The 26,090-nt window shown below is 69.8% G+C and carries 28 protein-coding genes; 12 read left to right on the forward strand and 16 right to left on the reverse strand.

The features are described 5' to 3' along the window. Positions 1 to 17 precede the first annotated feature (17 nt). Positions 18 to 842, forward strand: coding sequence for a nucleoside-diphosphate kinase (locus tag GNX95_RS34720; RefSeq protein ID WP_163511860.1), 825 nt, complete (start codon positions 18 to 20; stop codon positions 840 to 842). On the opposite strand, the gene GNX95_RS34725 is transcribed toward GNX95_RS34720, so the two are convergent. Together GNX95_RS34725 and GNX95_RS34730 are read right to left on the reverse strand one after the other, a co-directional pair. Next, positions 839 to 2,236: an aldehyde dehydrogenase family protein gene (locus GNX95_RS34725; RefSeq protein WP_163511861.1), complete on the reverse strand. Its 1,398-nt coding sequence runs from the start codon at positions 2,234 to 2,236 to the stop codon at positions 839 to 841. The two genes, GNX95_RS34720 and GNX95_RS34725, sit on opposite strands and share 4 nt — an antisense overlap. 81 nt (positions 2,237 to 2,317) lie before the next feature. Further along, complete coding sequence (locus GNX95_RS34730) at positions 2,318 to 3,625, reverse strand: helix-turn-helix domain-containing protein (RefSeq protein WP_163511862.1); 1,308 nt, start codon at positions 3,623 to 3,625, stop codon at positions 2,318 to 2,320. A 164-nt stretch (positions 3,626 to 3,789) separates the two neighbouring features. On the opposite strand from GNX95_RS34730, the gene GNX95_RS34735 reads away from it, so the two are divergent. The 3 genes from GNX95_RS34735 (at position 3,790) to GNX95_RS34745 (ending at position 6,861) form a co-directional block, all read left to right on the forward strand. Further along, on the forward strand, positions 3,790 to 4,983 hold the full coding sequence (locus tag GNX95_RS34735; protein WP_163511863.1) for a cysteine desulfurase-like protein: 1,194 nt from the start codon (positions 3,790 to 3,792) through the stop codon (positions 4,981 to 4,983). A gap of 329 nt (positions 4,984 to 5,312) precedes the next feature. Then, a complete protein-coding gene (locus GNX95_RS34740; RefSeq protein ID WP_163511864.1) occupies positions 5,313 to 5,663 on the forward strand; it encodes a DUF6507 family protein in 351 nt (116 codons plus the stop codon). Between the two features lie 4 nt (positions 5,664 to 5,667). Beyond that, positions 5,668 to 6,861, forward strand: a complete 1,194-nt coding sequence (locus tag GNX95_RS34745; protein WP_163510245.1) for a hypothetical protein — start codon at positions 5,668 to 5,670, stop codon at positions 6,859 to 6,861. A 369-nt stretch (positions 6,862 to 7,230) separates the two neighbouring features. Here the strand turns inward: GNX95_RS34745 and GNX95_RS34750 are convergent, their stop codons facing one another. The 3 genes from GNX95_RS34750 to GNX95_RS34760 all read right to left on the reverse strand — a co-directional run bounded on the left by GNX95_RS34750 (position 7,231) and on the right by GNX95_RS34760 (position 9,399). Further along, positions 7,231 to 8,220: a zinc-dependent alcohol dehydrogenase family protein gene (locus tag GNX95_RS34750; RefSeq protein ID WP_163511865.1), complete on the reverse strand. Its 990-nt coding sequence runs from the start codon at positions 8,218 to 8,220 to the stop codon at positions 7,231 to 7,233. 9 nt (positions 8,221 to 8,229) lie between these two features. After that, on the reverse strand, positions 8,230 to 8,670 hold the full coding sequence (locus GNX95_RS34755; RefSeq protein ID WP_163511866.1) for a GtrA family protein: 441 nt from the start codon (positions 8,668 to 8,670) through the stop codon (positions 8,230 to 8,232). 87 nt (positions 8,671 to 8,757) lie between these two features. Continuing rightward, complete coding sequence (locus GNX95_RS34760; RefSeq protein ID WP_163511867.1) at positions 8,758 to 9,399, reverse strand: TetR/AcrR family transcriptional regulator; 642 nt, start codon at positions 9,397 to 9,399, stop codon at positions 8,758 to 8,760. 71 nt (positions 9,400 to 9,470) lie between these two features. Between GNX95_RS34760 and GNX95_RS34765 the strand changes: the two genes are divergently transcribed. Together GNX95_RS34765 and GNX95_RS34770 are read left to right on the forward strand one after the other, a co-directional pair. After that, positions 9,471 to 11,054, forward strand: coding sequence for an FAD-dependent monooxygenase (locus tag GNX95_RS34765; protein WP_163511868.1), 1,584 nt, complete (start codon positions 9,471 to 9,473; stop codon positions 11,052 to 11,054). Between the two features lie 150 nt (positions 11,055 to 11,204). Next, entirely contained in the window at positions 11,205 to 11,957 is a 753-nt protein-coding gene (locus GNX95_RS34770; RefSeq protein WP_163511869.1) for a MerR family transcriptional regulator, read from the forward strand. Here the strand turns inward: GNX95_RS34770 and GNX95_RS34775 are convergent. The 3 genes from GNX95_RS34775 to GNX95_RS34785 all read right to left on the reverse strand — a co-directional run bounded on the left by GNX95_RS34775 (position 11,954) and on the right by GNX95_RS34785 (position 15,644). Then, positions 11,954 to 12,847, reverse strand: a complete 894-nt coding sequence (locus tag GNX95_RS34775; protein WP_246281851.1) for an alpha/beta fold hydrolase — start codon at positions 12,845 to 12,847, stop codon at positions 11,954 to 11,956. The two genes, GNX95_RS34770 and GNX95_RS34775, sit on opposite strands and share 4 nt — an antisense overlap. Positions 12,848 to 13,873: 1,026 nt before the next feature. Then, positions 13,874 to 14,092 (reverse strand): glutaredoxin family protein, encoded by a 219-nt coding sequence (locus GNX95_RS34780; RefSeq protein ID WP_163512116.1) that lies wholly within the window; start codon positions 14,090 to 14,092, stop codon positions 13,874 to 13,876. 25 nt (positions 14,093 to 14,117) lie between these two features. Further along, on the reverse strand, positions 14,118 to 15,644 hold the full coding sequence (locus GNX95_RS34785; protein ID WP_222854139.1) for an AMP-binding protein: 1,527 nt from the start codon (positions 15,642 to 15,644) through the stop codon (positions 14,118 to 14,120). 103 nt (positions 15,645 to 15,747) lie between these two features. Here GNX95_RS34785 and GNX95_RS34790 point away from each other — a divergent pair, with 103 nt between their 5' ends. From GNX95_RS34790 to GNX95_RS34800, 3 genes are all read left to right on the forward strand, one after another. Beyond that, positions 15,748 to 16,344, forward strand: coding sequence for a sigma-70 family RNA polymerase sigma factor (locus GNX95_RS34790; RefSeq protein WP_163511871.1), 597 nt, complete (start codon positions 15,748 to 15,750; stop codon positions 16,342 to 16,344). Positions 16,345 to 16,456: 112 nt separating this feature from the next. Further along, positions 16,457 to 17,179: a hypothetical protein gene (locus GNX95_RS34795; RefSeq protein WP_163511872.1), complete on the forward strand. Its 723-nt coding sequence runs from the start codon at positions 16,457 to 16,459 to the stop codon at positions 17,177 to 17,179. An 18-nt stretch (positions 17,180 to 17,197) separates the two neighbouring features. Then, positions 17,198 to 18,121 carry an HAD family hydrolase gene (locus GNX95_RS34800; protein ID WP_222854140.1) on the forward strand — a complete coding sequence of 308 codons (924 nt, stop codon included), beginning with the start codon at positions 17,198 to 17,200 and terminating at the stop codon, positions 18,119 to 18,121. 129 nt (positions 18,122 to 18,250) lie between these two features. On the opposite strand, the gene GNX95_RS34805 is transcribed toward GNX95_RS34800, so the two are convergent. The 4 genes from GNX95_RS34805 to GNX95_RS34820 all read right to left on the reverse strand — a co-directional run bounded on the left by GNX95_RS34805 (position 18,251) and on the right by GNX95_RS34820 (position 21,017). Then, positions 18,251 to 19,405, reverse strand: coding sequence for a lysophospholipid acyltransferase family protein (locus GNX95_RS34805; protein ID WP_163511873.1), 1,155 nt, complete (start codon positions 19,403 to 19,405; stop codon positions 18,251 to 18,253). After that, complete coding sequence (locus GNX95_RS34810; protein ID WP_163511874.1) at positions 19,398 to 20,456, reverse strand: NAD-dependent epimerase/dehydratase family protein; 1,059 nt, start codon at positions 20,454 to 20,456, stop codon at positions 19,398 to 19,400. Before GNX95_RS34810 ends, GNX95_RS34805 begins: the two co-directional genes overlap by 8 nt. Before the next feature lie 160 nt (positions 20,457 to 20,616). After that, entirely contained in the window at positions 20,617 to 20,715 is a 99-nt protein-coding gene (locus GNX95_RS34815) for a 30S ribosomal protein bS22 (RefSeq protein ID WP_012854759.1), read from the reverse strand. A 98-nt stretch (positions 20,716 to 20,813) separates the two neighbouring features. Beyond that, positions 20,814 to 21,017, reverse strand: coding sequence for a helix-turn-helix domain-containing protein (locus GNX95_RS34820; RefSeq protein WP_163511875.1), 204 nt, complete (start codon positions 21,015 to 21,017; stop codon positions 20,814 to 20,816). Positions 21,018 to 21,276: 259 nt separating this feature from the next. Between GNX95_RS34820 and GNX95_RS34825 the strand changes: the two genes are divergently transcribed. Next, on the forward strand, positions 21,277 to 21,609 hold the full coding sequence (locus GNX95_RS34825) for a DUF6958 family protein (RefSeq protein WP_163511876.1): 333 nt from the start codon (positions 21,277 to 21,279) through the stop codon (positions 21,607 to 21,609). A gap of 9 nt (positions 21,610 to 21,618) precedes the next feature. Here GNX95_RS34825 and GNX95_RS34830 read toward each other — a convergent pair whose 3' ends face one another. Further along, positions 21,619 to 22,188, reverse strand: a complete 570-nt coding sequence (locus GNX95_RS34830) for a TetR/AcrR family transcriptional regulator (protein ID WP_163511877.1) — start codon at positions 22,186 to 22,188, stop codon at positions 21,619 to 21,621. Between the two features lie 133 nt (positions 22,189 to 22,321). Between GNX95_RS34830 and GNX95_RS34835 the strand changes: the two genes are divergently transcribed. After that, positions 22,322 to 22,864, forward strand: a complete 543-nt coding sequence (locus tag GNX95_RS34835) for a hypothetical protein (protein ID WP_163511878.1) — start codon at positions 22,322 to 22,324, stop codon at positions 22,862 to 22,864. On the opposite strand, the gene proC is transcribed toward GNX95_RS34835, so the two are convergent. Genes proC through GNX95_RS34850 form a run of 3 tightly spaced genes read right to left on the reverse strand, consistent with a single transcriptional unit; the run spans position 22,855 to position 25,376 of the window. Continuing rightward, complete coding sequence (proC, locus tag GNX95_RS34840) at positions 22,855 to 23,664, reverse strand: pyrroline-5-carboxylate reductase (RefSeq protein WP_163511879.1); 810 nt, start codon at positions 23,662 to 23,664, stop codon at positions 22,855 to 22,857. The two genes, GNX95_RS34835 and proC, sit on opposite strands and share 10 nt — an antisense overlap. Then, positions 23,661 to 24,581: a proline dehydrogenase family protein gene (locus GNX95_RS34845; protein ID WP_163511880.1), complete on the reverse strand. Its 921-nt coding sequence runs from the start codon at positions 24,579 to 24,581 to the stop codon at positions 23,661 to 23,663. The genes proC and GNX95_RS34845 overlap by 4 nt, the downstream gene beginning before the upstream one ends. Before the next feature lie 48 nt (positions 24,582 to 24,629). Then, on the reverse strand, positions 24,630 to 25,376 hold the full coding sequence (locus GNX95_RS34850) for a class I SAM-dependent methyltransferase (protein ID WP_222854141.1): 747 nt from the start codon (positions 25,374 to 25,376) through the stop codon (positions 24,630 to 24,632). A gap of 71 nt (positions 25,377 to 25,447) precedes the next feature. Between GNX95_RS34850 and GNX95_RS34855 the strand changes: the two genes are divergently transcribed. Continuing rightward, positions 25,448 to 25,972, forward strand: a complete 525-nt coding sequence (locus tag GNX95_RS34855; protein ID WP_163511882.1) for a CGNR zinc finger domain-containing protein — start codon at positions 25,448 to 25,450, stop codon at positions 25,970 to 25,972. The last annotated feature ends 118 nt before the right edge of the window (positions 25,973 to 26,090 follow it).

The raw sequence follows: 26,090 nt of genomic DNA on the forward strand, positions 1-26,090 counted from the left end.
CCGGCTGGACAACAACCATGGAACGGAAAAGAGAGCTCTTCGACGACGACACGTATTATCTCGAGTGCTGGGACGATTTCCGGGACGCGCTGGCGCCGGCTCGGTTGCGTGAATTCTGCGAGCACCACTCGTTTCTTCTGGTCAAACCGGAGGCCCTGCTCACCGGCCGGCTTCCGGCCATCCTGTCCTGGCTGCGCGCTCGCGGCTGGCTGGTGGCGGCCGTGCGGGACGTGCCGTACTGCCGGCACGTTCTGCGCGGACTTTGGCGCTATCACTGGAATGCGGTCAGCCGCCAGCATCGCGAGGTGGTCGACCTGCTTTTCCGTGCCTGTCCCGCTCTTCTGCTAGTGGTCCGGCACGCGAAGGCCGGCGCGACCGCGGCGCTGGCCGCACAGAAAGGACCGTCGAAACCGGCCAGACGCAGGCCGGGAGAGCTGCGCGCCGAACTCGGTGCGTACAACGCTTACCTGAATTTCGTCCATTCACCTGACGAACCGGCCGACCTCGTCCGCGAGCTCGGCGTGTTGCTGCCGTCCGCCAGCCGCGCCGCACTGATCGATGAGGCGACGCGTGGCGCGTCGGTCGCGGTGCCATCGCCGGACGCGGCACTGGATTGGCACGCGCTGGATCGAAAAAACGCCGCCGACCGGCTGATGCGCCTCACCGCATCGACAGACGCGATCGCGAGCTGCGACGACTGGCTCGCTTTGCGCGCCACGCTGCCGGCGAACGTCACCGAGGATTTCGCCTTCGCCGTTTTCGCCAGCTATCTCACGACGGCCGAAGTCGACGGCCGGACCCGGCGCATTCCGACGATACGCGACGGCTCCGTCGAGACCTAGAAGATGCCGACCGGGCGCGGATCGTAGCTGACCAGCAGGTCCTTGGATCGCTGGTATCGCTCCAAAACCTGCGCGCGCCCGTCGCCGCCGTAGGAGTGTCGGCCGCTCAGCGCGGCATGTGCCGGATAGCGGTGATAGCAGTTGGTCCAGACCCGCTCGGCGGCGATCCGCCGGCCGGTCCGGTAGGCACGGTCGACGTCGCGCGTCCACACCGCCGCACCGGAGCCGGAAAAACAGCTGTTGGCCAACCGTACGGCGTCGTCCGGCTGGTCGAAGGCGGCGACCGTGACGACCGGACCGACAGTGCCGGCCTTGAGATGGCGTACGTCCCGGCCGGCCGCGATGACCGTCGGCTGCAGGTAGAAACCGCCCGCCAGCGCGCCGTCCAGCTCGGCGCGCTCACCGCCGACCACGACTTTTCCTTCTATCGCCGCCAAAGCGCGGCTCACGTGGTCGGCACTCGGCAATGCGCCGATCATCGTCTCGGTGTCCAGCGGATCCCCCTGCTGGATCGCCTTGGTTCGGATGGTCGCCAGCTCCAGGAACTCGTCGTACGCTGACTTTTCCACCAGCGCCGCGGAAAGACCGGTTTCCTGGTTGAGCGCGAACATCGCGAAGCCTTCCAGCGTCTTGTCCTGGAAGTCGTCGTCGGAGCGCAGCACGTCGGAGAAGAAGATCGCCGGACATCGTCCGCTCGCCGTCGCGAACGGCACTGTGTCCAGCGCGTCCGCCGCGACGCCGTTGAGCACGTTGAGGACGCCCGGCGGTAGCAAATCCCCTATCAGACCGAGCAAAACATGGATCGACGCCGGAGTCCGCTCCGACGCGGCGAGTACGACGGTGTTGCCGGCGGCCAGCGCCGGCGCGAGCTGCCAACCGGCGGTGAGCAACGGAAACTCCGAGCCGGCTCGCAGGCCGACCACGCCGAGCGGCTCGCGGAAGTGGTACGCGACGGTGGCGCTGTCGATTTCCGAAATGCCGCCTTGCTGCGCGCGCAAAGCACCGGCACAGTAACGCCACTGGTCGATGGCGATCGGCAGGTCGGCGGCCAGCACCTCGCGGATCGGCCGGCCGGTCTCCCACGTCTCGGCGACCGCCAGCGCCTGCAGGTTCTGCTCGATCCGGTCGGCGACGCGGTGCAGCACGCCGGCCCGTTCCCCCGGCGCGATGCCGGCCCAGGCCGGCGCGGCGCTGGTCGCGGCCGCGACGGCGAGCCGTACGTCGGCCTCCGTCGAGCGGCACAGCTCGGTGAACACCTGGCCGGTGACCGGACTGGTGTCGGCGAAGTAGGCGGCGCGTGTCGACCGTACGTATCCGCCATCGATCCAGTTGCCATAGCGCGACTCGTACGTCAGCGTGCTACCCGGCTGGCCGGGTGCGGCGAACAGGACCATGGCGCACCCCCCTCGGAACGGCGACACGACACCTACCCGGAAGGCTAGGTGGCCGAGGGTTGCAACACCGTTGCGTGCGCGCTATCGGAGGGCGCTGTCGAGGTGGCGCAGGTGCGCCTGGACCTGCGTGCGGCGCGGCGAGCCGACCGGCAGCGCGGCCAGGCAGGCGCGCCAGATCTCCATGTCGGTGCGTCCGTCGGCCGACTCGGCATAGCGCAGCAGCACCTCGCCGGTGGCGTGCCGCAACAGGGCCGTACGCAGGCGCTGGCGCAGCTCCTCGCGGATCGCCACCACGCCTGGCGCCTGCGACTGCGGCAGCACGGCGCCCTGGTAGACCTCCAGCGCCAGCCGGTGCGCGCCGCGGTCGAGCTGGCGGCGGACCTCGGCCACGTCGGTGTCGACCGGCACGGTGATCCGGTAGGGCCGGGAGGTCAGGAAGTCGTCGCCGAGCAGCCGGCGCAGCCGGGACATCTCGGCCCGTACGGTCACCAGCGCGGACTCGCGTTCGTGCAGCTCAACGGCCAGTTGCTCGGCGGAGCGGCCGGCCGGGTGGGTGGCAAGGAGCAGCAGCAGCTCGCTGTGCCGGCCGGACAGCGACGTGACGCGGCCGCCGCGATGCAGCGTCGCGTGCGTGCGGCCCAGCACGTCCAGCCGCGCGATGGCGGCGTGCGGCAGCCGCGGCGGCCGGGTGCGCGGGGCCGGTGGCCGCGAGCGCCCCATCAGATGCCGCAGCCGCAGCTCCGCCTCGGCCGCCGCGGCGGTCGCTCGTACCAGCGTGAGCATGTGCGGCGCGGCCACCTGGTCGCCGCCGGTGATGTCGATGGCGCCGAGGATCGCGCCGGTCTGCGGGTCGTGCACCGGAGCGGCCGAGCAACTCCACGGATGCACCGGGCGGCTGAAGTGCTCGGAGGCGAAGATCTGCACGGAGTGGTCGACGGCGAGCGCGGTGCCCGGCGCGTTGGTGCCGGCGTCGGCCTCACCCCAGCTGGCGCCTTCGACGAACCGCATGCTCTCGGCGCGGATCCGCTGGCGGGTCGCGCCCTCGACCCAGAGCATCCGGCCGGACGCGTCGGTGACCGCGACCAGCAGGTCGCTGTCGGTCGCGTCGGTGACCAGCAGGCGGCGTACGACCGGCATGATCGCGGCCAGCGGATGCGCCTCGCGATAGCCGTGCAGATCATCGTCGAGCAGGTCGACCGGTGGCTCGCTCACGTCCGGGTTGACTCCCGAACGCATCGACCGGCGCCACGACTCGAGCACGATCGAACGGACCGGGATGACCGGTTTTCCGGTCTCCAGAAAGGATTCGTGCGCCGCATACAGACTGCGGGAAAGCTCGTCGGGGTCGGTGCCGGCCGGCCAGGCGAGCCACGGGCTGCCGCTGCTCATCCGCGCACCGCTCTGTGGCCGGACGGCATCCGGCATCGCGCGGTGGCCAGCAGGACCATCGGACCGCCTTAACGAGTGTTTCGCCGAGGTTAACGTGCCCGCTACATGATCGGTAGTGAAGGCAGTCTATTTTGACCGCGCCGCCGGCGATTTAGGTTGGACGCATGACATATGACGTGGTGGCCGTACGCAAGCATTTTCCCGCGCTGGCCGAGGGTGCCGCGCATTTCGACGGTCCCGGCGGCTCGCAGGTGCCGGACGTCGTCGCCGAGGCGGTGGCCGGCACGTTGACCGCCGGCATCGCCAATCGTGGAACGGTGACCGCGGCCGAGCGACGCGCCACCGGGGTCGTGGAAGACGCTCGGCAGGCGGTCGCCGACCTGCTCGGCGGCGATCCGCGCGGTGTCGTGTTCGGCCGCAGCATGACCCAGCTGACGTACGATTTTGCCCGTACTTTGGGGAAAAACTGGGGACCCGGTGACGAGATCGTGGTGAGCCGGCTGGACCACGACGCGAACGTCCGGCCCTGGGTCCAAGCCGCATCTGCGGCTGGTGCCACGCTCGTATGGGTCGCACCTGACCCGGAATCCACGGAACTTTCGGTGAAAACGCTGACGTCTTCGCTGACCTCGCGCACCCGGTTGGTCGCGGTGACCGGTGCGTCGAACCTGGTTGGTACGCGACCGGACCTGCCGGCGATCGCGGCCGCGGTGCACGACGCCGGCGCGCTGTTCTATGTGGACGGTGTGCACCTCACGCCGCACGCGCCGGTCGATGTCGCCGCGCTCGGCGCGGATTTCTACGTGTGTTCGCCGTACAAGTTTCTCGGTCCGCATCTCGGAGCGCTGATCGCGGCCCCGTCGTTGCTCGAGACGCTGCGTCCGGACAAGCTGCTGCCGTCGACGGACGAGGTGCCGGAACGCTTCGAGCTCGGCACGCTGCCGTACGAGCTGCTGGCCGGCACCACCGCGGCCGTCGACTTCCTGGCCGGCCTGGTCCCCGGCACCGGCGACCGGCGTTCCCGGCTGGTCACCAGCATGACGGCGTTGGAGGCGTACGAGGAGTCGCTGCGCGCGCGGCTGGAAGCGGGGTTGTCGGGTCTGGTGACCATGCACAGCCGAGCCGCACGCCGCACGCCGACGCTGCTCTTTTCCGTGCCCGGCGTGCCGGGACAGGTCGTCTACGCCGAGCTGGGCAAGCGCGGCGTGAACGCGCCGGCCGGCACCTTCTACGCGATCGAGTGCTCGCGTGCGCTCGGCCTCGGCGACACCGGTGGCGTACGCGCCGGCCTCGCGCCGTACAACGACATCTCCGACGTCGACCGCCTGGTGGCCGCCGTCGCCGACATCGCCGGCTGAACTACCCGCTACGGCGCGAAACTGTCGTACCCCCCTGCCAATCTGGGCCCCCACCCAGATCGGGTGGGGGGTGGGTTCGCGTGGCAACTTACATACATAGAAAGTTGATCTTGGCCGCGGCGGCCACGCCCCGGGACAATCGGAATCCGATTGTCCTGGCGCACGCATGGCCACCATGCGTGCGTCGAACGCAAGCATGGTGGCCTTGCGTGCACTCCGACGGTTACCGCGACCACCATCCCGACTGTCAGAAAGTTTCGTCACCCGGAGGACTTGCGCACCTCTGCTTCAATGGCCGGTGCGGACCCTGACGGCAGTTGGGAGCAAAAGTGACGTACTACGACGTACACCCGGAACCGGTGATCGGCGCGGGCAACAACACCGCCGCGACCTCCTCCGACTGGGACTCCTGGGCCCATCGGACCGAGACGGCGCTGCGGTCGGTGGCCAGCGGCGCCGGCGACTCGACCGTCGGCGGCGCCTTCGAGAGCTACCTGTCCTCGTGGAACCCGACGCTCAAGGGGATCGCCAAGCAGGCCGAGGCACAGGGCGTCAACGCGACCTCCGCGGCGAACGTGGTGGTCGGCGCGGACGGCCAGTCGACGTACGTGCTCAACCAGCCGCTGCAGCAGGGTACGCAGCTCAACTCGGTCCTCAACCGGCCGATCACCGGGGAGTGACGCGATGCAGCCGTTCGACAAGCACACCGCCAATGTCGGCCAGCTGGAGTCGTGTGGGACGCAGCTGATCAGCTCGTCGGCGCAGGCGATCCTCAACGGCACGGCGACCCGTACGGCGTACCAGCCGGCGATCGCCAACTGGAACGGCATGTGCGCGCCGGAGCTGCAGGCGGCGCAGACTCCGGTGCAGAACAGCTCGCAGCAGGCGCAGTCGGCGCTCGCCTGGGGTGCGGTCGTCACGCAGTACTGGGCCACCCAGGTCCGTGAGTTCAACGCCGAGGTCGACCGGATCACCAGCGGCCTGAACGGCCAGGGCCCCAACTACGGCGCGACCGGTACGGACGGCAAGCCACCGACCGCCGACCAGATCAACACCGCCAAGAACACCGCGACCGCGGCCGCCAAGCAGAAGTGGTGGACCGCGTACAACTCCTACATCGTCGACGGCGGCAGCAAGGCCTCCTCGATGCTGAAGCAGGGCCCGACCGACGCCAACGTGGCCGAGGCGCAGCGGGTCGGCGCGCTGCCAGGCATGGAGTTCGCGCCGTGGAACTACTGGCTGGCCGGTCTCAAGGGCTTCTACACGCCAGGCGCCGGGATGCTCGCCGTGCCGTGGTGGATCGGCACGTCGATGCGGCCGATCGGCCCGGTGACCAGCTGGTTCACCAAGGTGCAGTTCGGCCGGTTCGCGCCGCGTGGACCGGATGGCCGGTTCATCCCGGTCAACAGCGCCGGCTTCTGGGCTCCGGCCAAGGGTGACAACTGGATCGCCAAGCCAAACCTGGCCGGTACGCGTGGCGCCTGGGTCACCGGCGCGAAGTGGGCCGGCCGGGCCGGCAACGTACTCGCCGTCGGCACCTCCGCACTCGACCAGTGGTCACGCGACTCGGGGCGTACGGACCTGTCCGGCACCGAGAAGGTCGGCCGCGCGGCCACCCGTGGCGCCATCGGCGGCGGTGGCGCCATCGCCGGCGCCTGGGCCGGCGCGCAGGGTGGCGCGGCCATCGGCACGGTCATCGGCGGCCCGGTCGGTACGGTCGTCGGCGGTTTCGTCGGCGGCGTGGTCGGCGGCCTCATCGGCGGCGGCGTCGGCAACGCGGTCGCCGACCACGTGGTCGCACCGGTCGGCCACGCGATCGGCAAGGGCCTGGATGCGATCGGCCACGGCGCGAAGAAGCTCTGGGACTCGATCTTCTAGGGTCTGTCTCCAGATTCCGAGGGATGAGAGTCGAGATCCAAACGCCGCCTGGCGGTTTCGCCGTGCCGCCAGTCGAGGCTTGAGCTCGGCTGTCGCCGCGGAATCTGGAGACAGACCCCAATACCCGCTACGGCGCGAAACTGTCGTACCCCCCTGCCAATCTGGGCCCCCACCCAAAACGGGCGGGGGGTGGGTTCGCGTGGCAACTTACATACATACAAAGTCGATCTTGCTCCGCGCGGCCACGCACGCATGGTGGCCATGCGACCCCCGGACGCACGCATGGTGGCCATGCGACCCCCGGACGCACGCATGGGGGCCATGCGGCCACCGGCCTGCGGGCGGCCGCGGCGTACGTCCAGCGGCCGACTACGGCACCAGGACCGCGGCGCCGGTCACGCGGCCGGCGGACAGGTCGGCCAGCGCGACATCGGCGGCAGCCAGCGGCCGTACGTCCACCGTCGGCGCCACCCCGACCGCCGCCGCCAGCCGCAGAAACTCCTCGCCATCCGCCCGCGTGTTGGCGGTGACACTCCTGACCTGCTTTTCCTCGAATAACTCGGCTTCATAGTTCAGCGATGGAATGTCGGTCAGATAAATGCCGGCGATCGCGACCGTCCCGCCGGGGTCCAGCGCCCGCAGCGCGAGCGGCACCAACTCCCCCGCTGGCGCGAAAATCACCGCGGAGTCCAACGGCTCCGGCGGTCCGTCCTCGGCGGGCCCGGCCGAGGCCGCGCCGAGCGACAACGCCAGCCGCCGCGCCGATGACGACCGCGTCAGCACGTGTACGCGCGCGCCTTCGACGACCGCCAACTGCGCGACAAGATGAGCGGAGGCACCAAAACCGTAGATGCCGAGCCGTCCGCCAGGCGGCAGCAGCGCGCGCCGGTACGCGCGATAACCGACGATTCCGGCGCACAGCAATGGCGCCGCCCGCATCGCCGGCAACTCCGCCGGAATGCGATACGCGTACGCCTCGTCGACGACCGCCGCCTCGGCATAGCCGCCATCGGCGTCCCAGCCGGTGAAAACCGCCGACCGGCACAGGTTTTCTCGCCCAGTACGGCAAAACCGGCAGGCTCCGCAGGTGCCGCGCAACCAGGCGATGCCGATCCGGTCACCGATCGCGAACCGCCGCGCCGCCGCGCCGACCGCGTCGACAATGCCGACGACCTCGTGTCCCGGCACGGTCCGCGGCCGGCGCGGCGGCAGGTCGCCGTCGGCCAGGTGCAGATCCGTGCGGCACACACCGCACGCCTCGACGCGTATGCGAACCTCGTTCGCCTCTGGCTCCGGCGGCTGCCGATCGACGCGCCGCAGCGAGCCGGCACCGGGTTGGTCCACGATCCACGCGAGCATGCACCGAAATTACCGATCCTGGTGCGCGAAGGTCCACAGTCGCAGCAGGAAAAACCGGCCGATGGTGGCGACCAGCGACGACAACAGCATGACCAGCACGTCGTCCAGCGGCGTCGGCGACGGAACGAAAAGCCGCAGCAGCAACAAAGCCGACGACGTGAAACCGAAGTAGAGCGCGAAAATGATCGCGCCGCCGAGCTGCGCGCGGCCGTACGAGGTGATCGGCCGGCGCGCCTCGGACAGGAACGTCCACCGCCGGTTGGCCTCGGTGTTCAACGCCGTCGTGAGGATCTGCGCGGCCAGGTTGGCCACCACGATCGGCCACCAGATCCGCAGGACCGAATAGGTGAACGCGGTGAAACCGGTGGAAACGATGCCGATCGCGGAGAACCGGACGACCTGCCGCACGAACTCCTCGTGCCGGCCAAACAGCCGCCGCAGACCGACCACCGCGCCACCTCTCGCCTCGTCGCGTACAGGTATCCCTCGGAAACCTATGCGACAGCTGTGTACGCGCCGAGGCGAACGGGAAAAGTTTCAGGTCACAACTCCGTACGGCCCGATGCCGGACTCGATCGCGTCGAACGCTCGGTCGATGAGGCGCAGGTAATCCGGCGCGACCTCGTCGACCGTACGACCGGAACGGATCCAGCGGATCGCCGCGCGGTGCAGCAGCCGATACATGGCGACCAGCTCGGCGGCAAGGATCAGCGGTGCCGGGTCGTCGTCGGCAGCGCCGGTCTCCTCGGCGATGAGCCGCGCGAGCAGGCTCTGCCATTCGTCGGCCGCCTCGCGTACGCGCGCTTTCAGCGCCGGACTCGCCGAGACCAGGTTCCAGAAATGCGGACCGCCGGGGATCAGGCCGGTCAGCGGATGCCGCGCCTCGGCCAACTCGGTGATCAGCCGGCGCGCGGCCGCGGCGATCGACTCGCCGGGCCGCCGGTCACGGATAGCTCTCGTGCTCAGCTCATAGCCGTCTTCGATGCGGTCGAAGAAGATGTCCTCCTTACGCGGAAAGTAGTTGAAGACGGTCATCCGGGACACACCGGCGTGCTCGGCGATCTCTGTCACCGTGACGTTGTCGAAGCCGTTGACCACGAACAACGCCATGGCGGAGTCGGCGATGTGCTGGCGCGTCTCGCGCTTTCGCTGTTCCCGCCGACCCAGTTGCGCCTCCATGCCGTCACACTATAGACAATGAACTTATACTCAGTACAAGATTGACTCACCACATAGAGAGAGGAACCCCGATGTCATTCGATGTCGTCATCTCCGGCGGCGGTCCGGTCGGACTGCTGCTGGCCATAGAACTGCGGCTCAACGGCCTGGCACCGGTCGTAATCGAGCGGCTCACCGAGCCCGACCAGACGATCAAGGCCGGAGCCCTGCACGCGATCACCGGCGAGGCACTGGTCCGCCGCGGCCTGCGCGACCAGCTCGCCGCCGCTCAGCTGACCAGCATCAAGCAGATGCTGCGAATGTTCAGCGGCGACGATGAGGACATGAGCGACGCCGAGGCCGAGGCAGCGATGCGGAAGTTCGCCGGCAAGGCGCCGATGGGCCATTTCGCCGGCGTTTTCAAGCTCGACGGGTCGCGGCTGGCAAACGTCGGCATCCCGGAAAGCGGCTCGCCGCCGCTGATCATGGTGCCGCAGCCACTGCTGGAGGCCGCCCTGGTCGAGCGTGCCGTCGCGCTCGGCGTGGAGTTGCGCCGCGGTCACAATCTGACCGGTCTGGTGCAGGACGACGACGGCGTGACGGTCACGGTCGACGGGCCGGACGGCGCGTACGAGCTGCGTGCCGGCTATCTGGTCGGTTGCGACGGCGGCCGCAGCACCGTACGCAAGCTCACCGGCTTTGACTTCCCCGGCACCGACCCGGCGATCACCGGTCATCAGGCGCTCGCGGTGCTTGCCGACCCGGAGAAGCTTCCGCGCGGCTGGAACCGTACGCCGACCGGCATGCTGGTCTATGGGCCGATGCCGGAGCGCGTGCTGACGGTCGAGTTCGACGGGCCGCCGGCCGACCGCGACGGCGCGGTGACCGTCGAGGAGCTGCAGGCGAGCCTGCGGCACGTCAGCGGCACCGACGTGACCGTCAAGGAGATCATCTCGGCCACCCGGTTCACCGACAACGCTCGCGCCGCGAGCAGCTATCGCAACAATCGCGTGTTGCTGGCCGGCGACGCGGCGCACGTCCACTCGCCGTTCGGCGGCCAGGGCCTGACGCTCGGTCTCGGCGACGCGCTCAACCTCGGCTGGAAGCTGGCCGCGGTCGTACGCGGACAGGCCGGCGACGACCTGCTCGACACGTACACGGCCGAGCGGCATCCGGTGGCGCTCCGCGTGCTCGCCAACACGCGCGCACAGATCGCGCTGATGGCGCCTGGCGACCACACGACGGCGCTGCGCGACCTGTTCATCGAGCTGATGGACCTCGACGATGTCAACCAGTACCTGCTGGAGATGGTCGGCGGATTCGGCATCCGCTATGACGTAGGCGACGACCACTCGCGCGCCGGTCGCTTCTTCTTCGACATCGCGCTGACCGTCGACGGATCACACGTACGGTTTGCCGACTTCTGCCAGGACGGCCAGGCGGTGTTGCTCGACCTGGCCGACTCGGCGGACGTACGCGCCGCGGCCGCCGGCTGGCCCTCGGTGCGGGTCGTCAGGGCCACCACCGACGAGCTGCCGGACCTCGCGGCGGTGCTCGTACGGCCGGACGGTTACGTCGCGTGGGCGCTCGCCCCGGGCGTGGCCTTCGACGCGTCGACGCTGACCGCTGCGCTGACCCGCTGGCTCGGTGCGGCCGCCGTTCACCAACCGGCCTGATCGACCGCAACGCCTCGTTACCGGCGCCGGATGCCGGTAACGAGGCGTTGCGGCGTCGTGGCGCGGGTCACGCGCGGCTTGAGGTTGACGTGACGTCAACATCTACCGTACTCGTGGGGCCGGAAAGTCCGGCCGGCCGAGGAGCGCGTGATGAGCTGGTCGATCGCCGAGGTGGCGCGGATGTCCCGTGTGACATCGCGGACGCTGCGGCACTACGACAGCATCGGCCTGCTGCGACCCGCGCGCGTCGGCACCAACGGATATCGCTACTACGAGCAGGAACAGTTGTTGCGGCTGCAGCACGTCCTGCTGTTGCGCGAGCTGGGTCTGGACCTCGACTCGATCGGCCGGATCCTCGACGGTGAGGACGACGAGCTGGCCGCGCTGCGCCGGCATTACGGCTGGTTGCAGGCGGAGCGCGAGCGGCTCGGCGAGGTGGCGCGCACGGTCGAGCAGACCATCCGGAAACTGGAAGGAGGTGAGGACATGGCAGCCGAGCAGATGTGGCACGGCTTCGACCCACACTCGGCGAAGGCACGCGAGCTGGCAGAGGAGGCCGAGCGGCGGTGGGGACCCGCGGTCGCCACGGCCAACCGTGAGGTGATGCGGTGGTCGAAGGAGAAGTGGCAGGAGGTCCAGGCCACCTACGGCGACACCAACGAGCGGATCGCCGCGCTGATGGACGCCGGGATCGCCGCCGACGACCCGCGCGTCATCGAGGCGGTCGACGCGCACTATCGGTGGTTGCTCAACTTCTGGACGCCCAACCAGGAGTCGTACGCCGGTCTCGGTGACGTTTACGCCGACGATCCGCGGTTCGCGGAGCAGCTCGACGCGGTCCGGCCGGGTTTCGCCGAGTTCATGCGGCACGCCATGGCGGCGTACGCGTTGGCGCGGCTCTAGGCGGCCAGCAGGCTGGCGAGATCGTCGTGGAGGGCCTTCGGCTGGTCCTCGGCGATGAAATGGCCGCAGGGGTAGGTGGCCGTCCGCAGGTCGACCGCCCACCGGCGCCAAATTTCCGCCGGATCAAAGGGAAGCGGCAGGTCGCCGGGGTCCTGCCAGCCGGCCAGCACCGGCATCGCCAGCCGCTTTCCGCGATCCTGCTCGTCATGCCGCGGATCGACGAACGCGCCGGCTCGGTAGTCGGCGCAGATCGCCGCGATGGATTTCCCGCTGGCGCGCAGATATTCCGCGCGTACGTCCGGCGGCAGCTCGCTTTGCTGCCAGATGTCGAGGAAATGGCCGAAAAACAGGTCAGGGTCGGCGGCGATGAGCCGCTCGGGAAAGTCCGCCGGCTGAGCGAGAAACGGCAGATGCGCGGCGAAAACCGTGCCGACGCCGTGCAACGCGCTCCACATGTCGGCCTGTGGGATGACGTCGAGAACGGCGAGATGCGTGACCCTCTCCGGATGGTCGAGGCTGAGCCGAAACGCGACCAACGCACCGCGGTCGTGGCCGACCACCGCGAACGTCTCGTGTCCGAGCTGGTCCATGGCACGCACCAGAACATCGGCCATCGCCCGCTTCGACCCGTCACCGGTCGCCGCCGAACCGCCGTATCCAGGCAGGTCGGCGCAGACCACCGTACGCTCACCGGCCAACAACGGCGCCAACTCACGCCAGGCCAGATGCGTCTGCGGAAACCCGTGCAGCAACAACACCGGCGGCCCGGCGCCGCCGACCGCCACCCGAACGTCGCCGACGAGCCGACCGTCGAACCCACTGATCGTCGTCCCCATACCCGCGATGCTCGCACCGAGGTGTGACAGTTTCGCACCGTTGCGAATGCTCACGATCACCACCTGCGCCCCGAAACTGTCGTACGCAGGTGCTGGAATGGCCCCCACCCAGTCACGGGTGGGGGGTGGGTTTGAGGCCTTTCACCTGGCTCGAAAATGTTCGTGGGTGTGCCTCTCGACCCACCCCCCACCCGACCACTGGGTGGGGGCAATTTTTCGGGGAGGGTACGACAGTTTCGCGCCGGACCCGCCGTCGTGGCGCCGCCGGACGCACGCATGGTGGCCTTGCGTGCGACCAACTTGAGTTTTGACCTGTTTGGCTCTGGCGGTGTTTGGGGCTGTGTCTGTTTTGCGGTTGTTGAGTGGAGTGCGTCGGGTGTTGGGTGATCCTGGTGGGCGGCCTGGTCGGGTCGAGTGGTTTGGTGCCCTGACTGGGAGAGTGATTTTGGGCCGGAGGTAGGCAAACGCGCGTCGGACCTGGGCGGGAGTCTGTGAGCATCCAGCGGCGGCTAGGGCGGTGCTGGTGTGACTGCTGTGGCCAACCATGCAGGTGAGATGACCTGACCGGATAATACTTGGTTAACAAGATATCAAACCCGGGCAATTGGCACCGCCGGATATTGAGCCCGGCCCGGTAAGCAGCCACAACAGCATTACTCGCCTCAGCAGCCACACCCACCACGGGGCTGGCGGTCACGCAGGCGTGAAAGCCGTGTTTCGTGCATCTAGCGCCAGTAACTCGACATTCATCCCTCCAGCAAACCTCACGAGACAGACATTTAGCGTTACACGCGTCTGTGGATCCCATGTAGTGGACCCTTTCGCCACCTACCGGGACGCCATGACACCTTCCGAGCCGGTCCGCGCAGCCGATGGCCGGAAGGACATCACCCGGTCGCTGCGCTGCCCGACGATGACCAGGATGGGCAGCTCTGGGAGCGGGTAGGCCAGCCGGGGGGCCCAGCCGTCGGGCGCCCAGTGGCGCGGAACCAGTCACCAACCCAGACGTCAAAACTCAAGACCAACGCACGCATGGTGGCCATGCGGCCCGGCCAACGCGGGCCACGCGGGCGCAGGACCTCAGCGGGTGAGGTCGCGGATCAGGCGCTCCTCCTCGACACGCCAGAAGCCGTGCTCCTTGCCGTCCAGCAGCACCACCGGCACCCGGTCGCCGTACTCCGCGCGCAGCTCGTCGTCGCTGTCGACGTCGACGGCCTGCCAGCGTACGCCGGTGTGCGCGGCGACCCGCGCCATCGCCTCCTCGGCGTCCGAGCACAGGTGGCAGCCTTCGCGCGTCATCAGCGTGACCTCGTGATCCACGGGGTCAATTGTCGCGCAGCCGCGCCTTGGCCACCTTGCCGGTCGCCGAATGCGGCAGCGTCGAGACGAAGTCGACGGCGGTCGGACACTTGAAACGCGCCAGCGACCGCGCACAGAACGCCTCGACCTCCTCGGCCGTCAGCGCCGCGCCGTCGCGCATCACCACGTACGCCTTCACCGCCTGGCCGGTGTACGGATGGTCGACACCGAGCACCGCGGCCTCCTCGATGTCGGGGTGGCTCAGCAGCACGTCCTCGATCTCGCGCGGATAGACGTTGAAGCCGGAGACCAGGATCAGCTCCTTCAGCCGGTCCACCAGAAACAGGTCACCGTCGTCGTCCCGGTACGCCACGTCGCCGGTGGCCCACCAGCCGTCGCCGTCCGGACCGCCGGCGCCGTCCGGCCAGTAGCCGGAAAACAGGTGCCGGCCGCGTACGACGATCTCGCCCGGCTCGTCGCTGCCCGGCAGCAGCTCCTCGTCATCGTCGTCGTCATCGACCACGTCTCGGCCGGCCGCGTCGACCAGCCGCAGCTCGACCCCCGGCAGCTCGCGACCGATCGAACCCGGCTTGGGCACCTCGCACATCAACGTCGACGACAGCACCGGAGCCGTCTCGGTCAGGCCATAGCCTTCGAAGACGTGCTGGCCGGTCGCGTCGAGCAGCCGCCGCTGCGCCAACGGGTCGAGCGGCGCCGCGCCGCTGACCGCCAGCCGTACGCCGGCGAAGCACTCGGCCAGCTCCGGCAGCAGCGACCAGGCCAGGAACATCGGCGGCGCGCCGATCACGTTGGTCACGCCGCGCTCCTGGATGGCCTGCAGCGAGCCGACCGGGTCGAAGCGCTCCATCAGTACGGCCGAGCAGCCGGTGCGCGCGACCATGCCGAGCCCCGGGTTCAGGCCGAAGATGTGGAACATCGGTACGACCAGCAGCACGACGTCGTCCGGCTGCAGCACCGCCGGTTGGATGCTCGCGCACTGGTCGAGGTTGGCCAGCAGCGCGCGGTGCGAGAGCATCGCGCCTTTCGGCCGGCCGGACGTGCCGGAGGTGTACATCAGCACGGCCAGGTCCTCGTCGCCGCCGCCGTCCGGCACCGGCTGGCCACGGCCGCTGTCGACCAGCTCGGCGAAGGCCCTGCCGTTGGCGATCCGGTGCTGCGGCGTGGCCTCCAGCTCGGCCGCCGTCTCGAGGACGCCACCTGTGCCGATCAGCGCCTTCGCGCCGGAGTCGGCGAGGATCCAGGACAGCTCGCGAGCCGTGTACGACGGGTTCACCGGCAACGCGACCAGGCCGGCGCGCAGCGCGCCGAAATACGCCACCGGGAAGTCGAGGCCGTTGGGCAACGCGATCGCGACGCGGTCGCCGGCCGCCAGGCCGAGTCCGCGCAGCGCGGCCGCCGCGGCGTCGACGTCGGCGTCGACCTGCGACCAGCTGAGCGTACGTTCGCCGAACGACAGCGCCGGCACGTCCGGACCGCGATGCGCGGCAACCCGGACCAGATCGGCGAGATTGGCCGTACTTTCGTCGCTCACTCCGACACCCCTTCGGCCAGGTGCGTGGACAACGGCGTCCCGTTGTGACGCCGAACACGTATTATCAGGCCTGGCCGGCTTCGACCTCGCTGAGGAGGGTGCGATGACCTCGTTCATCGGCGCTCTGCCCTCCGGAGCGCGGCCAGCGGTGAGCCCGGAGCGCGACGCGTGGGCGCTGGTCGAGCGCGTGCAGGCCGGTGACGCGGAGGCGTTCGGCCTGATCTACGACCGCTATGTCGACGAGGTCTACCGGTTCGTGGCCTACCGGGTGACCAGCCGGGCGCTGGCCGAGGACCTCACCAGCGAGACGTTCGTACGTGCGCTGCGGCGGATCTCCGCGCTGCAGTGGCGTGGCCGCGATCCGGGCGCCTGGCTGATCACCATCGCGCGCAACCTGGTTGCCGACCACTACAAGTCGAGCCGCCATCGGATGGAGATCACCACCGCCGAGATCCCCGACGGCGCGCCGGCGGTCGACGGTCCGGAGCGTACGGTCCTGGACGCGCTGACCGCCGCCGAGCTGGTCGCCGCGATCCGCAAGCTCTCCGCCGAGCAGCGCGAATGCGTCACACTGCGGTTCCTGCGCTGCCTGTCGGTGGAGGAGACGGCGGCCGCGATGGGGAAGAACGCCGGTGCGGTCAAGGCTTTGCAATATCGCGCCGTACGCGCGCTCGCGCGGCTGCTGCGCGACCTCGCCTGACCCGTTGACTGTTACAGCCAGTCACAGAAACCATCTGAAAACGAAACTTACCGTCACCAACGGCCGTGCTCCGGCGTTGATCAGTCCGGAAGGTGGACGACGAGGAGCTGACGTGACGGGGTTGCGGCGCCGGCCGGCTGAGCTGTTCGCGGCCGGTGTGGACGACGGGTCCGCCGACGATGAGCTCGTACGACTGGCGCGCCGGCTGCGCTCGGCGGCACCACCGGTGCCGCTGGTCCCCGATGCCGACTTCCGCCGGAGCCTGCGTACGACCGTGACCGCGATGGCGACCCACCGCCGGCCGGTGCGCCACCGTGCCACCGTAGGCGTGGCGGTGGTGGCAGCCGCGGTGCTGGCCGGCGCCGGAGTCGCGGTCCTCGACAGCCAGTCCACGGCGATCCAGCTGCAGGCCGAGTCTCTGGCCGCGCGGCTGCCGATGTCGCCGCTGGCCACCGGCGAAGCACGGCTGCGGCTGGCGAGTGCGAAGCTGCGCGCACTGCGCGACACGGCCGACGCTGAGGCGGTCGCGACCGGCTTGGCCGGCGTCGACACGTCCACGAAGGCGGCGGCCAAGGTGCTCACGGCAGCGGCGCTGGCACGTGGCGACCGCGCGCCGCTGGATGCTCTGGACGACTTCGTGGTCGGCCAGCTCGCCGGTCTGGCGTCGCTCGACCAGACCGTACGGGTCGACCGGTCGCGGTCGCTGGTCCTCCGGCTCGCGCAACGGTCGCGCGACCTGCGGCGGTCGGTGGCGTGCGCGTACGGCTATGCCGCGCCGGCCGGCAGCGACGACCTCGGCGGCCGGCCACCCGCCTGCGCGGCCGGTCCGACCTGACCTCGCTAGGGTGAGGGCGTGACGCCGAAACTGCGCCGCCGGCGCGCGGCAACCGGGCCGGCCGTCGCCGACCGGCACGTCGACGACGACGTACGCACCGTGGTCGCCGGCGCCGCCAGCGCCGCCGCGGCGTCCAAGGCGGCGGCCGGCGTGGTGCCGTCCGACCCGACGGCCGCGGCGTTCTTCGACTGCGACAACACGATGATGGTCGGCGCGTCGATCTTCCACTTCGCGCGCGGCCTGGCCGCGCGGAAGTTCTTCACCACCCGCGACCTGGCCAAGATGGCCTGGTTCCAGCTGCACTTCCGGGTCGGCGGCAAGGAGAGCCAGGACAAGATGCACGCCACCCGCGACCGCGCGCTGGCGTTCGTCGAAGGCCGCGAGGTCAAGGAGATCGTCCGCTATGGCGAGGAGATCTACGACGAGCTGATGGCCGAGCGGATCTGGTCCGGCACCCGTACGCTCGCCCGGCTGCATCTGGACGCCGGCCAGCGGGTCTGGCTGGTCACCGCGACGCCGGTCGAGCTGGCACAGATCATCGCCAACCGGCTCAACCTGACCGGCGCGCTCGGGACCGTGTCCGAGGTCGAGGACGGCCGCTACACCGGCCGGCTGCTCGGCGAGATGCTGCACGGCGAGGCCAAGGCGGAGGCCATCCGCGCGCTGGCCGAACGCGAGGGGCTGGACCTGTCGCGGTGCACGGCATACAGCGACTCGTACAACGACATGCCGATGCTCACCGCGGTCGGCCGCGCGGTCGCCATCAACCCCGACCACGACCTGCGCGAGGAGGCTCGCGCGCGCGGCTGGAAGACCTACGACTTCCGTACCGGCCGCAAGGCCATCAAGGTCGGCGCTCCGGCGATCGCCGGAGCCGGCCTGCTGACCGGCGCGGCCGTCGCCGCGGTCGCACTACGCCGGAGGCGCCGCCGGCTGGGGTGAGGCGACGGAATGCCCGCATGGCCACCATGCTTGCGTCCAACGAGCGCATGGCCCCCATGCGTGCGTCACGGCCGCGGCGGGGCAAATTTTTCTGGATAGGTGTGACAGTTTCGCGCCGTAGCGGGTAAATCAGCCGAAGACCGTGCGGCGGGTGAGCAGCAGGCGATAGAGGGTCTGCTGGATCGTCTCGCGCACCTGGTCGCCGAGGTTGAGCACCAGCATCGGATCGTCGGCGGCGTCCGGCAGGTCGGTGGTCGGGATCGGCGTGCCGAACTCGATGATCCACTTGCTCGGCAGCGGCACCAGGCCGAGCGGCCCGAGCCACGGGAAGGTCGGGGTCAGCGGGAAGTACGGCAGACCAAGAAGCCGCGCCAGGATCTTGACGTCGGCCAGCTTCGGATAGATCTCCTCCGAGCCGACCACCGACACCGGGATGATCGGTACGCGGCTGTGCAGCGCCGCCGTCACGAAGCCGCCGCGGCCAAACCGCTGCAGCTTGTAGCGCTCGGAGAACGGCTTGCCGATCCCCTTGAACCCCTCCGGGAACACGCCGACCAGCTCACCGGCCGCCAGCAGCCGCTCGGCGTCCTCGTTGCAGGCCAGCGTGCCGCCCGCCTTGCGCGCCAGCGCACCGATCAGCGGACTGGAGAAGACCAGGTCGGCGGCGAGCGTACGCATGTGGCGGTGCGCCGGATGCTTGTCGAGCAGCGCGAGCATGATCATCGCCGCGTCCATCGGCATCATCGTGCCGGCGTGGTTGGCGACCAGCAGCGCGCCGCCGGTGTCGGGCACGTTGTGCAGGCCGTGCACGTCGACCCGGAACCACTTCTCGAACAGCGGCCGGACCAGCGGCGCCATCACGTTGTCGGTCAGGTCGGGGTCGAAACCGAACTCGTCGACCCGATACTCCCCGGACAGCCGCCGCCGGGCGAACCGCAGCGCGCCGGCCACGAACCGCTCGAAGCGGTCCTCCGGCTCATCGGCCGCCGGCGGCGGATCCGCCTCGACCCGCGGCTCCGGGATCGGCGCCGGCGTGGCCGGCTGGCGGACCGGCTCCTCGATGCCGTTGTACGGCACGCCGTCGGCCGGCTCCGAGCTGACCGCGCGCAGCTCCTCGACCGTCGGGATCACCTGGCGGCGCGGCGTACGGTTGCCGGTGCGCGAGGCCAGCCGGTCCCCCACCCCCGGCTTGCGCGCCGGCTCGCCGGTCGACGCCGACGTGCGACCAGTGGCGCTGCGCGCCGGCAGCGGGATCACCTTTCGGCTGGCTGACTCCTCAGGCATCCCCCACCCCTTTGCCTGTTCGCATCGCGTGCAGCCAGGACAGCGCCGTCTCCTCCAGCTCGGCGAGTACGTCCGAGCCGACCAGCGCGGTCAGGTCGTGGCCGCGGACGAAGTCGTCGAACGCCTCCGGCGTGGAGAACCGGGCCCGGAAACCCAGCTCGCGTGCCGCCTTCGACGTGTCGACCACGCGTCCGTACTGCAGGAACCGCACCTGGTCCGTCGACAGCTCGGCGGTGCCGAGCCGGCGCAGGCCACTGCCGAGCACCGAGGCCGCCGCAGACGGCAGCGGCACCGGCACGCGGCCGGCGCGCCGCAGCGCCTGGGACAGCAGCAGGACACCGTCGCCGGCGATGTTGTACGACCCGTGGTGCTCGCTCTTGGTCACCTTGTCCAGCGCCGCGAGCACGTCGGCGACGTGGACGAACTGGATCCGCGGGTCGAAACCGAGCACGGTCGGTGTCACCGGCCGGCTCAGATAACGGGTGAAGGTGGTCTCGATGCCGGGGCCGAGCAACTCGGCGAAGCGCAGGATGGCGACCTTCACGTCCGGCCGGCGGCGCGCGAACCCGCGCACATACTGCTCCACGTCCAGCGCGTCCCGGCCGACCCCGCTGGCCGGCGGCGACTTGGCCTCGGCGCTCTCGGTGAAGTACGCCGGATCGCGCGGCGACGAGCCGTACACCTCGGTCGTCGACTTCACCACGAAGCGGCGCAGGCTGGCCGCCTTCTGGCAGGCGGCGAGCAACTGCATCGCGCCGATGACGTTGATCTCCTTCATCGCCGCGCGGCCGCCGACGCCGTCCGAGCTGGTCAGCAGGTTGAGATGGACGACGGTGTCGACGTTGGCGGCGCTGATCACCTTCGCGATCAACGGGTTGCGGAGGTCGGCGCGGACGAACTCGGTGCGGCCGAGCGTGCCGAGCAGGTCACCTCGCGGCGGAGCGGTGTCGACGCCGATGACCCGGTCGATGTTGTCGTCGGCGGCCAGCCGCGCGGCGAACCGGCTGCCCAGTGGCCTGCTGACTCCGGTGACGAGGACCACTCGGGGCATGCGGCCTCCTCCGGACGGGATGGTCCGATCCTACGAGGCCAGGGGTTGCGCTCCGGTAGACGGGGTATGTCGGCCTCGTTGCGTCCATGATCACCATGTGTCAGCGTACGACAACGGCCGGTGCGCGAGGTCGCACACCGGCCGGACGGGACCGGGTCCCTTACTTCTTGTTACGCCGCTGAACTCGGGTCTTCTTGAGCAGCTTGCGGTGCTTCTTCTTCGCCATCCGCTTGCGGCGCTTCTTGATAACCGAGCCCATGCGTAGCCTCTCGAAAGTTCAACTGTCGGATCGCACCCAACACTGACAACCGTCCGAGGATATCAATGCGTACGGACGGCTGGCGGGCCGGTCCTGCCTCACGCGGTGTCGGTGAACGCGTCCTTCAGGTACTCGTGCACGGCGTTCTCCGGCACACGGAAGGAACGGCCGACCCGGACCGCGGTCAGCTCGCCGGAGTGCACCAGCCGGTACACCGTCATCTTGGAGACGCGCATCAACGTCGCCACCTCGGCGACGGTGAGGAACGTGACCTCCGCCAAACCCTTGTCTTTCCCAGGCATGAGACACCGTCTTTCCCGCACGCGTCGCGCGCCGGCTTCCCCTCCGGCGCGTCCGACACACACGTGCTTGAAGCACAGTAGCGTTACCAGTGTGACTCGCGCGATCCCTCTCCGGCCAACCGGCCGAGGCCGGCCTCTATCACACAGCATCGGCCAACCCCGGCATGACACGCGTTTGCGCAGATGAGAATACTTGTGCGCGTTGCGTACGCGGGGACGTACTGCTAGTAATGGTCGACGGAAAACTTTGGGGGGACAGATGCGCCATCCGGCCGAGCCCGAGGACCTGGACGGTGCCGTCCAGTGCCTCCACCCCGACCCCGCCAAGTCGGCGCCGATGCTCGACCGGCGACTGTACGACCTGACCCGCGCGGCCATCCTGGACGCCGTGCCGACCAACGGCAGCGGCCTGCTCACCGCGTCGCTGCGGACCGAGGTCGCACGGCGCGTGCCGGCACAGGCGTACGCGACAGTGTCGGTCGGCTGGTGCACCACGCTGGTCCGCCTCGACCTGCAGGCCCGCGGCCTCTTGCTGCGCGTACCGACCGAGGGCATGCCACGCCTGCTCCGCCGGCCGCGACCACGCCGCTGACCCGGCGGCTCACTCGACGACGGACGCCTGGCGGTAGCTCAGGATCCCTTCGACGCCGCGCAGGAAGGTCTCACAGACCGGCGCCGGGTCACCGAGGCATCCGGCAGTCATCGCACCGTCTCTCAGCATGACGAAATGCCGGGCCGCCGGCCCCGGCTCGGTCTCCCCGGTGCCGGCCAGCAGGTCGGTGACGGTGTCGAGGAACCACTGCCGATGGCGCAGGACCGCCTGGTGCACCGGATGCGCCGGATCCGGATATTCGGCCGCGGCGTTGAGAAAAGCGCACCCGCGGAAGCCGTCGGACCGGATGCCGTCGGCGATCGACCCGGCGACGGCCAGGACAGCGTCGGCCGCGGTGGAGGCCGAGGCACTGGCCTGCTCGATCTGCCGGCGAATGGCCTGGTCCGCCTCGGTCAGGTAGGCGACGACCAGGTCGTCCTTGCTGGGGAAATGCCGATAGAGGGTGGCGCGCGTGCCACGCGCCTCGGCGACGATCCGGTCGATGCCGACCGCGTGCAGCCCTTCCGCGTAGAACAGCCGGCTCGCCGTACTGAGCAGCTGCGATCGCGCTTTGGACACTCTGTTCACCAGCCTTCCGTCGCATCTCCACGGTACAGAGTAGAACGTTCGGTCTTGACGTGCGCGGGCAGCGATGGGAGGGTAGAGCGAGACCGAACGTTCTACTCATTTTATCGTACGTAAAGGACCCAACGTGAGTGTTGCCGCTGCTCAATCGGACATAGCGCCGTCACTACGGCGGTTGTACATCGCCCGGTTTGCTTTCGCGATCCTCTGGGCCGGCGCGACGGTCGCGGTGGCCTCGACGCTCAGTCCACTGGCCGTCGCGCTCCTCGTGCTTTATCCGGCGTTCGACGTGGTCGCCGCCGTACTCGACGCCAGGTCGGGCAAGGCGAAGGCACCGGCCTGGCTGTACGTCAACATGGCCGTCAGCGTCCTCGCCGGCCTCAGCCTGCCGCTCGCGGCGTCGTCCGGCATCCCGACGGTCCTGCGCGTCTGGGGTGCCTGGGCCATCGCCGCCGGCCTCGTCCAGCTCGTCGTCGGCGTCGCACGCCGTACGCTCGGCGGCCAGTGGCCGATGATCGTCAGCGGCGCGATCTCCACACTGGCCGGGGCGGCCTTCATCCTGCAGGCGGCCCGCCCGGACCCGTCACTGACCGGGCTGGCCGGATATGCCGTGCTCGGCGGCGTCTTCTTCCTGGTGTCGGCGATCCGGCTCGGCCGGCGTCAGTCGTAGAGCTTCCCCAGCTCCACCGACCGGTCACGCGCCGCCTCGATCGCCTCGATCAGCGCGGCGCGTACGCCGTGCTTCTCCAGCTCCTTGATCGCCATGATCGTGGTGCCGCCCGGCGACGTGACGCCCTCCCGCAGCTGGACGGGATGCTCGCCGGAGTCGCGCAGCATCACCGCCGCGCCGAGGGCGGTCTGCACGATCAGGTCGGCGGCGATCGCGCGCGGCAGACCGAGCAGGATGCCGGCGTCGATCATCGCTTCGACCAGGTAGAAGAAGTACGCCGGACCCGAGCCGGACAACGCCGTCACGGCGTCCAGCTGGCTCTCCGGCAGCCGCCGCACCTTGCCGACCGGCGCGAGCAACCGCTCGGCGGCGTCCAGGTCGTCGGGCCCCGCGTGCGCGCCGGCCGCGACGACGCTCATCGCCTGGTCGACCAGCGCCGGAGTGTTGGGCATGACGCGCACGACCGGCACGCCGTCGCCGAGCTGCCGCTCCACGTACGAGGTGGGGATGCCGGCGGCGACGGTCACGATCAGGTGCCGCGGCGTGATCGCCGGCGCCATCTTCGCGAGCAGGTCACCGATGTCCTGCGGCTTGACCGCGATCAACAGCACCCGCGCGAACGCGGCCGCCTCCTCGATCCCCAGGTCGCGCACGCCGTACTGCTTGTAGAGATATTCCGCGCGCTCCTGGAACTTCTCGACGACCACCACGTCGTCGGCGCTCACGCCGGAGCGCAACAACCCCGCCAGCAGCGACTCACCGATCTTTCCGGCGCCGATGATGCCGAGCCGGTCGGTCACTTTCGACCGACCAGAGCGCGCAGGAACAGCGCGGTGTTGGCCGGCCGCTCGGCCAGCCGCCGCATCAGGTAGCCATACCACTGCGTGCCATAGGGCACGTACACCCGCACGGCATAGCCGAGCTCGGCGAGCCGGCGCTGCTCCATCGGCCGTACGCCGTAGAGCATCTGGAACTCGAAGCTGGCGACATCGCGGTCGTGCCAACGCACGCGGTCCTCGACGATCGCGACCAGCCGCGGGTCATGGGTGGCGAACATCGGATAGCCGCCGCCGGCCAGGAGGACGTTGGCGCAGCGCACGTACGACCGGCTCACCTCCAGGTCGGTCTGAAAGGCCACGTCCTCAGGCTCGTTGTAGGCACCTTTGCACAGCCGTACGCGCGAGCCGGCGGCCGCCAGCTCCCGGCAGTCGGACTCGGTGCGGTGCAGATATGCCTGGAGCACGACACCGGTGTCCGGGTGGTCCTTGCGTACGCGCCGGACGATCTCCAGCGTCCGGTCGGTGGTGGTGTGGTCCTCCATGTCGACCGTCACCGTGGTGCCGGCGGCGTCGGCGGCTCGGCAGATCGCCAGCACGTTGTCGGTGGCCAGCTTCTCGTCGAGCAGCAGGCCGAGCGCGGTGAGCTTGACGCTGACCTCGGCCGGCGGCGTCAGGCTGGCCGCCGCCAGCGCACCGAGCACCTCCACGTACGCGGCGGTCGCCGCCTTCGCCTGCGCCGCGTCCTCGGTGTCCTCACCGAGGAAGTCGAGGGTGACCGCGAGGCCGTCGTGGACGAGCTCCCGGGTCGTCTCGATCGCCTCGCCGGTCGTGGTGCCGGCGACGAAGCGGCGCACCACCGACCGGCTGACCGGCGCCGCGCTGACCAGCTGCTCCAACTGCGGGCTGCGCGCCGCAGCCAGGATTGCCGAACGCATCATGCTGACGAGCGTATCCGCCCAGCCAGCGATGTCCGCATGGCGGCCAACTCAGCGCAGAGCGGCGAAGGCGGCATCCAGGTGGCCGCGCCAGATCAGGCCGGTCTCGGCGAAACCGGCCGCCTGCAGGGCGTTGAGGTGCCAGCTGACCGGCGGCAGGTGGCTCTCCGCGTGGTCGCCGCCGAACAGCTCGTTGCGTTCGCGTACCAGGTCGGCCACCGCGGGCTCGGCGCCGAACCGCTCCCACCAACCCGGCCAGGTCTCGGCGCCGCCCGCGTAAGCGGCTTCCTGGCGCTGCTTCTCCAGCCGATCCAGCGCCGCGTTGAGCGTCGGCAGGCCGTCGTCCTTCATGTGGTCGGCGTTGATGAACACGCCACCGTCGCGCAGCACGGCGCGGATCTCACCGTAGAGCGCCCGCAGCCGGTCCGGAGCGATCCAGTGCAGCGCTGTGGCGGTGAGTACGGCGTCGAAGCCCTCGTGCGGCAGCTGCTCGCGCCACCGTGGCGTACCGAGGTTGGCGGCCACCACCTCGGCACGCTCGTCGAGGCTGCCGCGAGCCAACGTGAGCAGTGATCGGTCGGCGTCGAGGACGACCGTACGCGCGTCCGGCCGGCGGACCAGCAGCCGCAGACTGATCGACCCGGTGCCGCCGGCGAGGTCGAGCACGCGCGGCGGACGGCCGGCGGTGACCGCCTCGACGGCGTCGAGCATGGCCGCGAACCGCTCCTCGCGGTCCGGCATGAACACGGTCTGCTGCGCGTCCCAGCTCGCCTGCCAGGCCGCGTAGTCGACTGCCATCCGTACCTCCATGTAATGAGTGAACTGTCAATCTGATCCTTACCCTAGATCGATCGGTGTAAGGTGCACAAGTGGATGCGGATGCTTACGCGCAACAGGGGGTCGCGCTCGCCAACGCGCCGATGTCGAGCGTCGACGATCTCCGTACGCTGCTCGCCGACCGGCCGTGGTGGCACGACAAGCTGCGCCGCCAGGACGTGTCGGAGCTGAGCGCGGTGAAGAGCGGCCTGCGCGAGGTCTTCGAGATCGCCGCCGGCAACGACGAGGTCGGCGCCGTCGACGCGCTCAACGCGCTGCTGGAGGCGCATCCGATGCGGCCGCGGATTTCCGGCCACGACTCGCGGCGGTGGCATCTGCACGTGACCGGCCACGGCGCCGGCATCGGCGCCGAGTACGGCGCCGGCGCGGTCTGGGGGTTGGCCGTCGCCTTCACCAAGTGGGGGGCGTCGCGTTTCGGCCTGTGCAGTGGAAAAGGCTGCGACAACGTATATCTCGACACGTCGACCAACGCGTCACGGCGCTTCTGCTCCGATCGCTGCGCGACGCGTGCTCACGTAGCCGCGCACCGCGCGCGCAAACGCGCGCAGGCCACCTGAGGCTCAGGACGCGCCGGCTACCTCGCGCGCGCCGGGATGCACGCAAGGCCACCTTGCGTGCGTCGAGGGTCCGCATGGCCACCATGCGTGCATCCCGGGGCCGCTCGATGCACGCATG

The sequence above is a fragment of the Fodinicola acaciae genome (assembly GCF_010993745.1).
Taxonomy (GTDB): Bacteria; Actinomycetota; Actinomycetes; order Mycobacteriales; family HKI-0501; genus Fodinicola; species Fodinicola acaciae.